Source organism: Bradyrhizobium sp. A11 (assembly GCF_042077125.1).
GTDB classification, from domain to species: domain Bacteria; phylum Pseudomonadota; class Alphaproteobacteria; order Rhizobiales; family Xanthobacteraceae; genus Bradyrhizobium; species Bradyrhizobium japonicum_B.
This window is the reverse complement of the sequence record NZ_CP149509.1, coordinates 5,720,474-5,734,025: the sequence shown is the minus strand read 5'-3', so window position 1 is coordinate 5,734,025 and position 13,552 is coordinate 5,720,474. Positions and strand designations below refer to the sequence as shown.

The window sequence follows — 13,552 nt, the reverse complement described above, 5'->3', positions numbered from 1 at the left end:
CGTTACACCGGCTCCACGGAGCCGCGCTAGGCATATTCGTCGCTGCCGCAATTGCGGTGCCGAGCACGGCGTACGCAGAGATGCAACGTAGGGACGTCGACGAGGCCATCCAGCAATATCTCGCCGCGCACCCGGAAGCCCTCGGCCCGGCAATCGAAAAATACCTGGCCGATCACCCCGAGGCGGTGCGCAATGCGCTCGTGGCCCTCATTGCCAAGCGCAACGCCACCGCGCAGACCGCACCGACGCCTGCGGCGAGCAACATCAGGCAGGTGATCAGTGACAACGCCAAGGCGCTGTACACCGCGCCGCTGCAGACGACCCTCGGCGCCGCCGAAGGCGCCCGCACTTTGGTCGAGTTCTACGACTTCAACTGCGGCTATTGTCGTAAGGCCCTGGGCGACACGCTGGCGCTGATCGCCGACGAGCCGAGCGTGCGCATCGTGCTCAAGGAGCTCCCGATCCTGGGCCCCGACTCCGTCGAAGCCGCCAAGGTCGCGATCGCGCTGCAGATGCATCATCCCAGCGCCGCCGAAACGCTCGAGTTTCATCGCCGCCTGATGGCGACGCAGGGCCGAGTCGATCGTGCCGCGGCGCTCGCGGTCGCCGCCGATCTCGGCTTCAACGCCGGGGAGATCGAGAAGAATGCGGCCAGCGCCGAGGTGAGCGAGGCCTTGCAGCAGAACATGCGCCTCGCCTCAGCGCTCGGCATCAACGGAACGCCCGGCTATGTCGTCGGTGACAGCGTGATCCCCGGCGCGGTCGGCGCCGCAGCCCTGAAAGCGCGCATTCAGGCCGCGAAGGTACCGTGATCGCCTGAGCGCGCGCCGACCCTAAAGCTCGATCACGCCGCGACGGGCGGCGTGAGCCACCGCATCGGTGCGGCCGGTGGCATCGAGCTTGTCGAGCAGCGAGCCGACATGGAACTTGACGGTGTGCACGGAGATGCCGAGCCGGCGCGCGATCATCTTGTTGGAGGCGCCCTCGGCCATCAGTGCCAGCACGTCGAGCTCACGCTGCGTCAGTGCGATGTCGTCAGGCATGATGCGCGGATCACGCGCGACGATCGTCGCCGCGGCAGATTCGCCGGGCGCGGCAAGGCGTAGCCCGGCGACATTGCCGAGCAAAGCCGCCAGGCGGCCCGCGAGCGCGGGATCGTCGATCTCCAGGGACACCACGATCTCCGGGGAGCTGTCTTCACTCACGTCTCCGGCCTCTCGCCGACCGTGACCTTGAAGCCGGCCGGCTCGCCGCCGCGGCGCACCGCGAGGTCGATCACCGCGCCGACGCTCGAAGGTCCAAGCGTCCGCGACAGCGCGCGCACGCCCGACAGCTTCTGGCCGTTGACCGCGACGATCACGTCGCCCTGACGGATGCCGGCTGCGGCCGACGGTCCGGTCTTGTCGACATTCATCACCATCGCGCCGACGCCGTCGTCGAGCCGCACCGGCTGCAGCCCGAGGCCGAGATAGCCGCGCGCGATGCGGCCGCGCGCCTCCAGCTGGGAGGCGACCCGCTCGATCGTCGCCGTCGGGATCACCAGCACGCGCCGCGGGCCGAGCACCGCCGTGCCGAAGGCTTGTCCCGAGGCATCGAGCGCAAGGCCGCCCTGCTGGCTGTCGCGCAGGCGGACGTCGAGCTCGATCCGCGCATCGATCTCGCCGCCGCGCAGGGAACGCCAGCTCTTTCCGGACGCCGACACCATCCCGAGCGCCGCGCTCGGCGTGTCGCGGTTGGTGGCGACCACGACCGCCAACGCGCCCAGCGGCGGGACAATTGCCGCGAGCTGGACCGGGGTCGACGCGATGTCGGCGCGCAGCAGGGCGATGTCGGTGGTGTGGTCGCGGCCGGCGACCGTGGCGGCACTCGTGCGACCGTCCGGCAGGCCGATCTCGACCTCGCCCTCGTCGGCCAGCGCCTCGTCCGCGGTGACGATCAGGCCGCTCTTCCAGACGAAGCCGGTCGAGCGAAAGCGATGCGAACGCACGGAGACGATCGAGGGTGCGGTGCGCGCCACCACGTCCGCGAGGGCGGATGAGAATGACGACAGGGGGCTCGGATCGGTCATGGCGTGCTCCTGTGATTGCCCTCAATCTGGGATGTCGCGGGCAATTGCGAAACTGGCCGGGTGGCCAGGACAGGGACTGCCTCCGTAAAGCCGACGAACATGTGATTGGGAGGGCCTCACGGGAACGTGTAGCAATCCCGGGATTACGCCCCTTGGCCTCAAGAATTGCGAGCCGTCATGACCGTCGACCTCACCCGCCGCACCCTGCTGCAACTCGCCGGCGCGACCTCGCTTGCGGCGGCCGCCACGGCGGCGGCACGCGCCGAAGGCATGCAGCAAGGCGGCGGGCCGACCTATGCCAGCCGCACGCCGATGCGGGTCGGCATGGTGACGCTGCGGGTGAAGCACCTCGACACGATCGCGGATTATTATCGCGACGTGATCGGCCTCACCGTGATGGAGCGGTCGGCGACTGCGGCAAAGCTCGGCACGGGTGGCGTCACGCTGGTGGTGTTGGAGGCCCGGCCCGATGCGGCGATCGAGCCGCGCAACGCCGCCGGTCTCTATCACACCGCCTTCCTGATGCCGACCCGCAAGGACCTGGCGCGCTGGCTGGTCCACGCCGCTTCGCACCGCGTGAAGCTGTCGGGCTTTGCCGATCACCTCGTCAGCGAATCCGTCTATCTCGACGATCCCGAAGGCAACGGCATCGAGGTCTATGCCGATCGCGATCCCTCGCAATGGCAGTGGAGCGAGGGCAGCGTGAAGATGGCGGCCGACGAGCTCAACATTCCTGACCTGCTCTCGCTGACCAATCCACGCGTGCCCGATTATGCCGGGGCGCCCGAGGGCCTGCGCATCGGTCACATGCATCTGCGGGTCGGCGATCTCGCGCAGGCCGGCAATTTCTATCATGGTGCGATCGGTCTCGATCCCACCCGCAGCCGCAGCGGCGCGGCATTCCTGTCGTCCGGCCGCTATCATCATCACCTCGGTATCAACGTCTGGCAGAGCCAGGGCGCGGGCCAGCGCGACGATCAGACGACCGGCCTTGCCTGGTTCTCGCTCGTGACCGACAAGCCGGACATTCTCGCCGCCCAGGAGCAGCGCCTGCGCAAGGCCGGCGCGAAGGTCACGACGCTTGCGGACGGCCTGGAGGCGGTCGATCCCTGGGGCACGCGGATACGCTTGCTCAAGGCTTTATAGTTGTTCAGCCTGCCGCGCGCTGGACGCCGGCGTATTCGTCCGACCAGACGCAACGTCCGCCTCCCGCACGCTTTGCCGTATAGAGCGCACGATCGACCCGTTCCAGCAATTGCGAGGCCGAGCCCGCAGTGATGGTCCCGGTACTGACGAGAATGCCGGCGCTTGCGCCAATGCAGACCGGAATGTCCGTCAGCAGGAACGGCATCGACAGCTCGCCAATGGCCTGACGCGCCAGCGCGAACGCCTCCTCACGACCGGCTTCGCCGGCCCTGACAGGTCGGAGCATCATGAATTCGTCGCCGCCAAAGCGTGCCGCGATGCCGGTGTTGCCGACGCACGACGCCAGCCGCTCGGCCACTTGGCGCAGCAGATCGTCGCCGGCCTGATGGCCGTGACGGTCGTTGATGGGCTTGAAGCCGTCGAGATCGATGGCGACGATCGCGAAATCGCTGCGCGTCTCGGCCAGGGCCTGGAAGAACGCGGCGCGGTTCGGCAATCCCGTGAGAAAGTCGTGCGTGGCCTGCCGCGCCAGCCGATGCTTGGCCTCGACGCGTTCGACGAACGCGGCAGACAGGTGCTTCGAGGCCTCGCGCAGGGTCAGCCAGAAGAACACCAGCATGATCGCGCCGATCTTGTAGGCGAATTCGGGTCGGAGCAGGCCGCCGACAATCGTCGGCAGCAGGAGGATGGCGGCCGTGTTCAGGATGATCCAAGGGCGGATCGCGGCGCGCGAGACCATGCCGACGCAGAACGACATCGAGAGGCCGAACGCGATCCACGCGCCTGGGTCATCGTCGAGTTCGAGCGCACGATAGGAGAGCAGGCCTAGCGCAAGGCCGAATGCCGACGCGCCGGCGCCGTAGAGCCGCTCCCAGCGAACCACGTCTGCGTCCGACAACTGCGTGGCGCGAGATTTGTAGCGAAGCAGGGAATAGACGCGGGCGGCCGCGGTGACGAAGATTAATCCCGAAATGACGGCGTAGCCTATGTCACCGCTCATGGCCGTCAGCGCCACGGCGCCCGTTACGGATGTCACGCCGATGGCGGACACTTGCGGCAATGACGTGTACAGGAGATCGACGAGCTCGCGCCGGATGCGCGGATCGGGATGCAGATACCTGGACAGCATTGTGAGAGGCATGCGGGCACCATCGTCATCACTCCCTAATACGGAGTAGGGCGATGGGCGCGGCATCATGGCCAGTTCGCAACATCCTTAAGAACTGGTCAATGCCCGCCTTGCTGGCGATTTCCTCACATGTTAGCAGCAATCAACGGGGCCTTTGGCGGGCTCCGATGCTTGGACCATCGACCGACATGTCCGAATTCCACGGCGTCTTCCCCTATCTCGTCTCGCCCGTCGATGCCGGCGGCAATGTGCGCACCGAAGTCCTCCGCAGGCTCTGCGACGACCTGATCGGCGCCGGCGTGCACGGGTTGACGCCGCTGGGCTCGACCGGCGAGTTCGCCTATCTCAATGCCGCCCAACGCGCCTCTGTCGTGCAGACCACGATCGAGGCCGCCAAGGGCCGCGTGCCGGTGATCGCCGGCGTCGCCTCGACCTCGACTGCGGATGCGGTGGCGCAGGCGAAGGCCTACCAGAAGTCTGGGGCCGACGGCATCCTGGCGATCCTGGAAGCGTATTTCCCGCTCACTGATGCCCAGGTCGAATCCTATTTCCGCGCCATTGCTGATGCCGTCGACATTCCCGTCGTCATCTACACCAACCCGCAATTCCAGCGCTCCGATCTCACCCTCGACACCATCGCGCGCCTCGCCGAGCATCCGCGCATCGGCTACATCAAGGACGCCTCGACCAACACCGGCCGGCTGCTCTCGATCATGAACCGCTGCGGGGATGCCTTGCGGGTGTTCTCGGCCTCCGCCCATATCCCGGCCGCGGTGATGCTGATTGGCGGGCTCGGCTGGATGGCAGGCCCGGCCTGCATCATTCCGCGCCAGAGCGTTGCGCTCTACGAGCTCTGCAAGGCCGGTCGCTGGAACGAGGCGATGGTGCTCCAGCGCAGGCTGTGGCGCATCAACGAAGCCTTCGCGCGCTTCAACCTCGCCGCCTGCATCAAGGCCGGGCTCGCGATCCAGGGCTACGATGTCGGCGACCCCGTGCCGCCGCAGGCACCGCTGACCGCCGAGGCGCGCAAGGTCGTGGAGACGGCTTTGCGCGAGCTGACATAGCGCTTGCCACGCGGCAATTTGCCCCGGCGACCTGTCGGGAGCAAAATGGCTCTTACCTGACAGAGAAACTTCCGTGCGCTTGCGGCGTTGCCGCGTGAGCGACCTCTGTCGCCCACGCATGTGCACCTCAGAGCCCGCATCCAGCACAAGATACGGTGATCACTTATGAACCGTCGCTATGCGATTGCCGCGGCAGCCTTCGCCGCCCTGCTGCTCGCCGTCACGGCCGCGAAGATCCTGCATGTCCCGATCTCCTATGTCCCATGGGCGGCGCCCTCCGCGCGCGCCATCGAGCAGCGCGGGCCCCTGTCGGATGGCGAAAAGGCGACCATCGACATCTTCGAGCGCGTGTCGCCCTCGGTCGTTCAGGTCGCCGTGAAATCGGCCGCCAGTCCTCTCATGGGCGACGAAGGCCAGGGTGGCGGCGGCGCGTCCGGCACGGGCTTCGTCTGGGACCGCGAGGGTCATCTCGTGACGAACAATCACGTCGTCGCCAATGGCAGCGAGATCGCCGTGCGCTTTGCGTCGGGAGAGGTCGCGCAGGTGGACCTCGTCGGCAGGGCTCCCAATTACGATCTCGCGGTGCTGCGAATCCGCAGCGTGCGCGAGCTGCCGGCGCCCGTGGGACTCGGCAGCTCGAGCGACCTGAAGGTTGGCCAAGCCGCCTTTGCGATCGGCAATCCGTTCGGGCTGGATCAATCGATGACCTCCGGCATCATCAGCGCGCTCAAGCGCAGGCTTCCGACCCATGGCGGCCGGGAGATCGCCAACGTCATCCAGACCGATGCCGCGATCAACCCCGGCAATTCAGGCGGTCCCTTGCTGGATTCCGCCGGCCGTCTGATCGGCGTCACGACCGCGATCATATCGCCGTCCGGCTCGAACGCCGGCATCGGCTTCGCGGTGCCGGTCGACGTCGTGAACCGGATCGTCCCCGAGCTCATCCGCAACGGCCGGGTGCCGACGCCCGGTATCGGCATCGTGGCCGCCGGCGAGGATGTTGCCACCCGGCTCGGCGTCGAGGGCGTGATCGTGGTGCGGACCGCCCCCGGCAGCCCGGCCGAGCGGGCGGGGATTCGCGGCGTCAACTTTTCGACAGGAGCAGTCGGAGACATCATCACCGCGGCCGAAGGCAAGCCGGTTCGGCGCCTCTCCGACCTGACCGACGCGCTGGAGCAGGCCGGGGCCGGCAAGACCGTCCGGCTCACGGTCAAGCGCGGCTCGGACAGCCGTGATGTGGATGTAGGCATCATCGATATCGACCGGTCCTAGCCGGCCGATCCGCAGCCGCCGCATGGGGCACGGAGGCGCATTGCAGATGTGCCGGGGCTCGGTTGTCTGGCCCGCAAAATCCGTTAAAACCGCCGCGGTCGCTTTTGCGGATTTCGAGGACACAGCGGAATGAACATTCTTCCCGGCAATTTGCGTTTCGGAGCGGGGCAGCCCGTCAAGCGTTTGGAAGACCAGAGACTGCTCACCGGGAAGGGGCAGTTCATCGACGACAAGCCGGCCGACGGCGCGCTGTGGTTGCACGTGCTGCGCTCGCCGCACGCCCACGCCAGGATCGTCTCGATCGACACTACCGCCGCAGCCGCGATGCCCGGCGTCACCGCCATCTATACCGGCGCCGATCTCGTCAAGGACGACATCGGCGCGATCCCGACCCTGAACATCTTCAAGCGCCCCGACGGCAAGCCGATGACGGTGCCGCCGCGCCGGCTGCTGGCCCATGAGGTTGTGCGCTATGCCGGCGAGGCCGTCGCCGCGGTGGTGGCGTCCTCGCGGGTGGAGGCGCAGAGCGCGGCCGAAGCGATCGTGATCGAGTACGACGTGCTGCCCGCGGTGGTCGATCCCGTCGAGGCCGTCAAGCCCGGCGCGCCCGTGGTGTGGCCGGAGGCGCCAGACAACATCGTCGGCGCCATGTCTTACGGCGATGCTGCCAAGGTGGACGAGGCGTTCGCCAAGGCGGCGCATGTTGTCGAGCTTGATCTCGTCAGCCAGCGCCTGGTGCCTTCCGCGATGGAGCCGCGCTCGACCATCGCGGAGATCGACAAGAAGACGGGACGCCTGCTGCTGCACGTGCAGTCGCAGACGCCGGCCTCGACCCGCGACGTGCTGGCGGAAGCGGTGCTCAAGCGTCCCAAGGACAGCGTCCGCGTCCTGGTCGGCGACATCGGCGGCGGCTTCGGCCAGAAGACCAACCTCTATCCGGAAGACGGCATCGTCGCCTATGCCGCAACCAAGCTGAATAAGAAGATCCGCTGGCGCGGCGACCGCACCGACGAGTTCGTCGGCGGCACCCATGGCCGCGATCTCACTTCGACCGCCTCCTTCGCGCTGGATGAGAAGGGCAAGGTGCTGGCCTATCGCGTCAGGTCGATCGGCTGCACCGGCGCCTATTCTTCCGGAGCGGCCAACATCATCCCGCTGGTGCTCGGGCCGTTCGTACAGACCGGGGTCTACGATCTGCCGCTGGTGCATTTCGAGGTGCAGTCGGTGATGACCCACACCGCGCCGGTGGGCGCCTATCGCGGCGCCGGCCGCCCCGAGGCGGTGTTCATCGTCGAGCGTCTCTTTGACGCCGCCGCGCGAAAAATCGGCATGGATCCGCGCGCGATCCGCAAGGCTAATTACATCAAGCCGGCGCAGCTGCCCTACACCAATGCCGCCGGCCAGGTCTACGATTCCGGCGCCTTCGCCCACATGCTCGACCGCGCGGTGAAGCTCGCCGATTGGGACGGCTTTGCCGCGCGCAAGAAGGCGGCGAAAAAGAAGGGCCTGCTCTACGGCCGCGGGCTCACCTCCTACATCGAATGGACCGGCGGCCGCGCGCATACCGAAAAGGTCACGTTGCAAGCGACCTCGCAAGGGCGGGTCGTGCTGCATTCCGGCACCATGGCGATGGGGCAGGGCTTGCAGACCACCTACACCCAGATGATCTCCGACACGCTCGGCATTCCCATGGAGAAGATCGACGTGGTGCAGGGCGACACCGATCTCGCCACGGGTTTTGGCAGCGTCGGCTCGCGCTCGCTGTTCGTTGGCGGCACGGCGGTCGCGGTTTCCTCCAACGATCTGATCCAGAAGGCGCGCGAGAAGGCGGCCAACGTGCTGGAGACCTCGATCGAGGACATCGAGTACCAGGGCGGCATGCTCACCGTGGTCGGCACCGACCGCCGCATCAGCCTGTTTGATCTCGCCGAGAAGGAGAGCGGCGCCAAGCTCAGTGTCGATTCCGAAGGCGAGGTGGATGGTCCGAGCTGGCCGAACGGCACCCATATCTGCGAGGTCGAGATCGACCCCGAGACCGGCGTGTCCAAGGTCGTGCGCTACACCACGGTCGACGACGTCGGCGTCGCGGTGAACCCGATGCTGGTCACCGGGCAGATCCATGGCGGCGTGGCGCAAGGCATCGGCCAGGCGCTGTATGAAGGCGTGTCCTACGACGCCGACGGCCAGCTGCTGACCGCGAGCTATCAGGACTATTGCATCCCGCGCGCCGACGACGTGCCGCCGATCGTGGTGACGCTGGATGATTCCGCGCCCTGCCGCACCAATCCGCTCGGCGCCAAGGGCTGCGGCGAATCCGGCGCCATCGGCGGGCCGCCCTGCGTCACCAACGGCGTGATGGACGCGCTCGCCGAGCTCGGCATCACCCAGCTGAATACGCCGCTGACGCCGCAGAAGGTGTGGCAGGCGATCCGGGACGCGAGGGCGGCGGGGTAGCGTTGTCGCGCGGGCTGCCACCACACACGCAACTGTCGTCCCGGGGCGCGCGAAGCGCGAGCCCGGGACCATAACCACAGGCGTTATTGTGGCGCGAAGCTGGTAACTCCGAGTCCCCGTAACCACATCTCCCTGTGGTTATGGGTCCCGGATCTGCGCTCGCGCTTGTCCGGGACGACACCGAGTGTGTTGGGACAGCCGAGCTAAATCCCCAGCATCATCTTCGCGATGATGTCGCGCTGGATCTCCGAGGTGCCGCCGAAGATGGTGTAGGCGCGCCCGTTGAGATATTCCGGCACCATCGTCAGCATCTCCTCAGGGATAACAGGCTCGTGGTTGAGCTTGTAGAGCGGGCGCATCGGCTCGACGGCAAGCGCGTCGTGGCCGATCACGTCGGCGCCGAGCCGCGTGACGGCCTGGCGGATCTCGCTGTTGCGCAGCTTCAGGATCGAGGACACCGCGCCGGGATTTTGCCCGGTCTGCAGCGCCGAGAGCACGCGCAGCTCGGTCATCTCCAGCGCGTCGATGTCGACCTCGACCTCGGAGATGCGCGTTGCGATGTCTGGGCTGTCGATGGCGCGTCCGGTCAGGTCCGACTCGGCAAGGTCCGCGATCGCCCTCAAGCCCTCGCGCAACTTGGCCGAAGCGATGCCCGCGCCGCGCTCGAACTCCAGCAGATATTTGCCGTAGGTCCAGCCCTTGCCTTCCTCGCCGACGCGGTTGGCAACGGGCACGCGGACGTCGTCGAAGAACACCTGGTTGACCTCGTGGTCGCCGCCGATGGTGAGAATGGGACGGGTGGTGATGCCCGGCGTCTTCATGTCGATCAGGATGAAGCTGATGCCGTCCTGCTGCCTGGGACCGTCGCTGGTGCGCACCAGCGCGAACATGCGGTTGGCATGGTGCGCGTGCGTTGTCCAGATCTTGGTGCCGTTGATAATGTAATCGTCGCCGTCGCGCACGGCGCGCGTCTTCAGCGAGGCGAGGTCGGAGCCCGAGCCCGGCTCGGAATAGCCCTGGCACCAATAATCCTCGCCGGAGAGAATCCGCGGCAGGTAGAAGTTCTTCTGCTCCGGCGAGCCGAAGCCGATGATGACTGGCCCGACCATCTTCACGCCCATCACGTTGACATTGGGCACGCCGGCCCGCGCGCATTCGGTTTCAAAGATCCAGCGTTGCGACGGCGTCCAGGCCGGCCCGCCATATTCGACTGGCCAGCCCGGCGCACCCCAGCCCTGGGCGTGCAGCGCGCGCTGCCAGGCCATGCCGATGTCGGGGTCGGAGAACACCGACGGCGTCAGCGCACTCGCGCGCTTCATCTCCTCGGTGAGATTCCTGGCGATGAAGCTGCGCACCTCACTCTGGAAAGCGCGCTCCTCGGCATTGAACGACAGGTCCATGATGCTCTCCCGATGTCAGGCCTTGCGGCCGAGTTCGGCGTGGCGGGCATAGTGATGCGCGCTGCCGCCGAACAGCGTGTCGAAGGCGACGAGGCGCTTGAAATAGGCGCCAACCTCCAGCTCCTCGGTGACGCCCATGCCGCCATGGAGCTGGATCGACTGCTCGCCGACGAAGCGGGCGCATCTGCCGATCTTCGCCTTCGCGCCCGACGCCGCCCGGGCGCGCTCGGTCGGCGCAGCGTCCACCTTCAGCGCGGCGCGCAGCGCCATCGAGCGCGCCTCGTCGACCTGCATGGCCATGTCGGCGAGCCGGTGGCGGATGACCTGGTTGGCCGAGAGCGGCCGGCCGAATTGTTTCCGGATCTTGGTGTATTCGAGCGTGGTGTCGAGCAGCGTCTGCATGATGCCGACGGCTTCGGCACCGAGCGCGGCCATCGCGCGGTCGACGGCCCATTCGATCGCCGGCAGCGCGTCGTGGCCGTCGCCGAGCAGGGCGTCTTCGGGCAGATGCACGTCCGACAGCTCGATGTTGCAGGCGCGTCCGCCGCCGAGGCGCGCGTAGTCGGAGATCGCAAGGCCCGGCGCCGTTGCCGGCATGGCGAACAGGCCGATCCGTCCCGAAGGGCCATGATGGTCGTGCATGAGCGCGGAGACGATGATCTCGTCGGCGGCATGGCCGTCGAGCACCGCGATCTTGCTGCCGGACAGGCGCCAGCCCTGCGCCGTCTTGGTCGCCGATGTCGCGACCTTGGCGAGGTCGAACCGCGCCGCGCGCTCGGAATGCGCAAACGCAAGCTTCAGTGATCCGTCGGCGACCTTGGGCAGGCTCGACTGCTTCTGCTCATGGCTGCCGCATCTGGCGATCAGTGCGGCGCCCAGCACCACGGTCGCCACATAGGGCTCCGACACCAGCCCGCGGCCGAAGGCTTCCATCAAAATGCCGATCTCGACCGCGCCGCCGCCGAGCCCATCGAATTCCTCGGGCAACGGCAGCGCCAGCCAGCCAAGCTCGGCGAACTGCTTCCACACCGCGGGGCTGAAGCCGAGCGGATCGTTCGCCATCTTGCGGCGGTGAGCGGCATCGTAGCTTCCGGCCACGAAGCGCTCTGCGCTGTCGCGCAGCAGCTTCTGCTCGTCACTGAGATTGAGATCCATGTTGTTTACTCCGCCGCCGCCGGCTTGCGCACGGAAGGATGCAGGCCGGACGGATCGACGATCATGCCGAACTCCTGAAGATTGTGGGCGTGGCAGAGCTGATGCAGCGCGAAGGCCTGGTCGATCGCGGCGGGCTGGCCCATCACGTCGACCGAGCGGTTGACGGCTTCCTTGGTCATCTTCAACGCGAAGGACGGCTTTGTCGAAATCCTGCGCGCCAGCTCCAGCACCCGTGACGACAATTCGCTGCGCGGCACGACTTGGTTGACCATGCCGAGCTGGTGCGCCTCCTGCGCGCTCCAATTGTCGGCGGTGAACAGGAATTCCTTGGCCTTGCGCGGACCCAGCTCCCAGGGGTGCACGAACCATTCGACGCCGCAGACGCCCATGGTGACGACGGGGTCGCAGAATTGCGCGTCGTCGCTGGCGACGATGAGATCGCAGGCCCAGGCCAGCATCAGCCCGCCGGCGATGCACTTGCCGTGCACCTCGGCGATGGTGGGTTTCGCCAGATTGCGCCAGCGCCGGGTGATCTGGAGATAGATTTCCTGCTCGCGCGCGAAGCGGCCATGGGCGTTCGGCTCGGCGAAACCGCCCCAATTTCCGATCGGCGGGAAATCGACGCCGGCCGCATTCTTGCCGCCGGGGCGCAGATCGTGGCCGGAGGAGAAGTGCGGGCCATTGCCGGCGAGAATGATCACCTTGACCGCATCGTCCTGCACCGCCGCGTCGAAGGCGGCGTTGAGGTCGTAGGTCATCTGCAGGTTCTGCGCGTTGCGCGCCTCGGGCCTGTTCATCACGACCCGGGTGATATCAGGCTCGGGCCGCTCCACGAGGATGGTCTCGAACGAGGTCATCGCGTTCCCTCTGACGATTTTCGTCTTGTTGCGGGGAGTTGACTATGTCGGCCCGTGCGAGGCAAGAGGCTTGCGTCAGCCGGCTGGGTGGACTCCTCGCAGTCATTCCGGGGCGCGAAGCGAACCCGGAATCTCGAGATTCGGGGTTCGATGCCCGGGGACCACGCTTGCGCGGTCCCGTCGCATCGCCCCGAATGACGGAAAAATCTCGACACTCCGCGGAGCCGTTCTGGTAGTTTGCGCCAGATTCCACCGGGAGAAATTTAATGCGCAAGATCCTGACCGTGCTGGCGGCGCTGGCCTCGCTAAGCCTCACCAATTGCGGCTACAACGCGATCCAGAGCGAGGACGAGCAGATCAAGGCCGCCTGGTCCGAGGTCGTGAACCAGTATCAGCGCCGTGCCGACCTCGTGCCCAATCTCGTCAACTCGGTGAAGGGCTTTGCGCAGCAGGAGAAGGACGTGCTGCTCGGCGTCACCAACGCACGCGCCAAGGTAGGCAGCATCCAGGCGACGCCCGAGGTGCTGAACGATCCCGCCGCCTTCCAGAAGTTCCAGGCGGCCCAGGGCGAGCTCTCCAGCGCGCTGTCGCGGCTGCTGGTCGTGACCGAAAACTATCCGCAGCTGAAGTCCGACGCCCTGTTCAAGGATTTGATGTCGCAGCTGGAGGGGACCGAGAACCGCATCACGGTAGCGCGCAACCGCTACATCAAGTCGGTGCAGGATTACAACGTCACCATCCGCTCCTTCCCGAGCAACGTCACCGCGATGGTGTTCGGCTACAAGGAGAAGCCGAACTTCTCGGTCGAGAACGAGAAGGCAATCTCGACCGCGCCGAAGGTGGATTTTAACACCGCTCCCGCGCCGTCGAAGTAGCGGCGCGTTCGACTCAGATGCGCGCCCAACCCACCGCTGTCATTCCCCGCGAAAGCGGGGAATCCAGTACGCCGCGGCTCCGCCGGATCCCGCTGGCGTCTCTGGAATACTGGATCGCCCGGTCAAGCCGGG

Annotated in this window: 12 protein-coding genes; 6 read left to right on the top strand and 6 right to left on the bottom strand. The window is 66.8% G+C overall.

Translation table 11 applies throughout. The annotated features are described in order from the left end of the window. The first annotated feature begins 80 nt into the window (after nucleotides 1–80). Nucleotides 81–812: a DsbA family protein gene (locus WI560_RS26925; protein ID WP_375305619.1), complete on the top strand. Its 732-nt coding sequence runs from the start codon at nucleotides 81–83 to the stop codon at nucleotides 810–812. 21 nt (nucleotides 813–833) lie between these two features. On the opposite strand, the gene WI560_RS26920 is transcribed toward WI560_RS26925, so the two are convergent. Then, entirely contained in the window at nucleotides 834–1,205 is a 372-nt protein-coding gene (locus WI560_RS26920) for a response regulator transcription factor (RefSeq protein WP_375305618.1), read from the bottom strand. Then, on the bottom strand, nucleotides 1,202–2,068 hold the full coding sequence (locus WI560_RS26915) for a S1C family serine protease (RefSeq protein WP_375305617.1): 867 nt from the start codon (nucleotides 2,066–2,068) through the stop codon (nucleotides 1,202–1,204). Before WI560_RS26915 ends, WI560_RS26920 begins: the two co-directional genes overlap by 4 nt. Nucleotides 2,069–2,245: 177 nt before the next feature. Between WI560_RS26915 and WI560_RS26910 the strand changes: the two genes are divergently transcribed. Then, the gene (locus tag WI560_RS26910; RefSeq protein ID WP_375305616.1) at nucleotides 2,246–3,214 is read left to right on the top strand and encodes a VOC family protein; all 969 of its coding nucleotides are present in this window, start codon (nucleotides 2,246–2,248) and stop codon (nucleotides 3,212–3,214) included. A 4-nt stretch (nucleotides 3,215–3,218) separates the two neighbouring features. On the opposite strand, the gene WI560_RS26905 is transcribed toward WI560_RS26910, so the two are convergent. Beyond that, complete coding sequence (locus tag WI560_RS26905; protein WP_375308921.1) at nucleotides 3,219–4,355, bottom strand: diguanylate cyclase domain-containing protein; 1,137 nt, start codon at nucleotides 4,353–4,355, stop codon at nucleotides 3,219–3,221. A gap of 176 nt (nucleotides 4,356–4,531) precedes the next feature. Between WI560_RS26905 and WI560_RS26900 the strand changes: the two genes are divergently transcribed. From WI560_RS26900 to WI560_RS26890, 3 genes are all read left to right on the top strand, one after another. Then, nucleotides 4,532–5,407 (top strand): dihydrodipicolinate synthase family protein, encoded by an 876-nt coding sequence (locus WI560_RS26900; protein ID WP_375308920.1) that lies wholly within the window; start codon nucleotides 4,532–4,534, stop codon nucleotides 5,405–5,407. A gap of 165 nt (nucleotides 5,408–5,572) precedes the next feature. Then, nucleotides 5,573–6,679, top strand: a complete 1,107-nt coding sequence (locus WI560_RS26895) for a S1C family serine protease (RefSeq protein WP_375305615.1) — start codon at nucleotides 5,573–5,575, stop codon at nucleotides 6,677–6,679. A 129-nt stretch (nucleotides 6,680–6,808) separates the two neighbouring features. After that, nucleotides 6,809–9,133 carry a xanthine dehydrogenase family protein molybdopterin-binding subunit gene (locus tag WI560_RS26890; protein WP_375305614.1) on the top strand — a complete coding sequence of 775 codons (2,325 nt, stop codon included), beginning with the start codon at nucleotides 6,809–6,811 and terminating at the stop codon, nucleotides 9,131–9,133. 203 nt (nucleotides 9,134–9,336) lie between these two features. Here WI560_RS26890 and WI560_RS26885 read toward each other — a convergent pair whose 3' ends face one another. The 3 genes from WI560_RS26885 to WI560_RS26875 are packed head-to-tail and all read right to left on the bottom strand — an operon-like array spanning nucleotide 9,337 to nucleotide 12,545. After that, on the bottom strand, nucleotides 9,337–10,533 hold the full coding sequence (locus WI560_RS26885; RefSeq protein WP_375305613.1) for an acyl-CoA dehydrogenase family protein: 1,197 nt from the start codon (nucleotides 10,531–10,533) through the stop codon (nucleotides 9,337–9,339). A 15-nt stretch (nucleotides 10,534–10,548) separates the two neighbouring features. After that, nucleotides 10,549–11,688 carry an acyl-CoA dehydrogenase family protein gene (locus WI560_RS26880; protein ID WP_375305612.1) on the bottom strand — a complete coding sequence of 380 codons (1,140 nt, stop codon included), beginning with the start codon at nucleotides 11,686–11,688 and terminating at the stop codon, nucleotides 10,549–10,551. Between the two features lie 5 nt (nucleotides 11,689–11,693). Next, nucleotides 11,694–12,545 (bottom strand): enoyl-CoA hydratase, encoded by an 852-nt coding sequence (locus WI560_RS26875; protein ID WP_375305611.1) that lies wholly within the window; start codon nucleotides 12,543–12,545, stop codon nucleotides 11,694–11,696. A 266-nt stretch (nucleotides 12,546–12,811) separates the two neighbouring features. Between WI560_RS26875 and WI560_RS26870 the strand changes: the two genes are divergently transcribed. Next, on the top strand, nucleotides 12,812–13,420 hold the full coding sequence (locus tag WI560_RS26870) for a LemA family protein (protein WP_375305610.1): 609 nt from the start codon (nucleotides 12,812–12,814) through the stop codon (nucleotides 13,418–13,420). Nucleotides 13,421–13,552 lie beyond the last annotated feature (132 nt).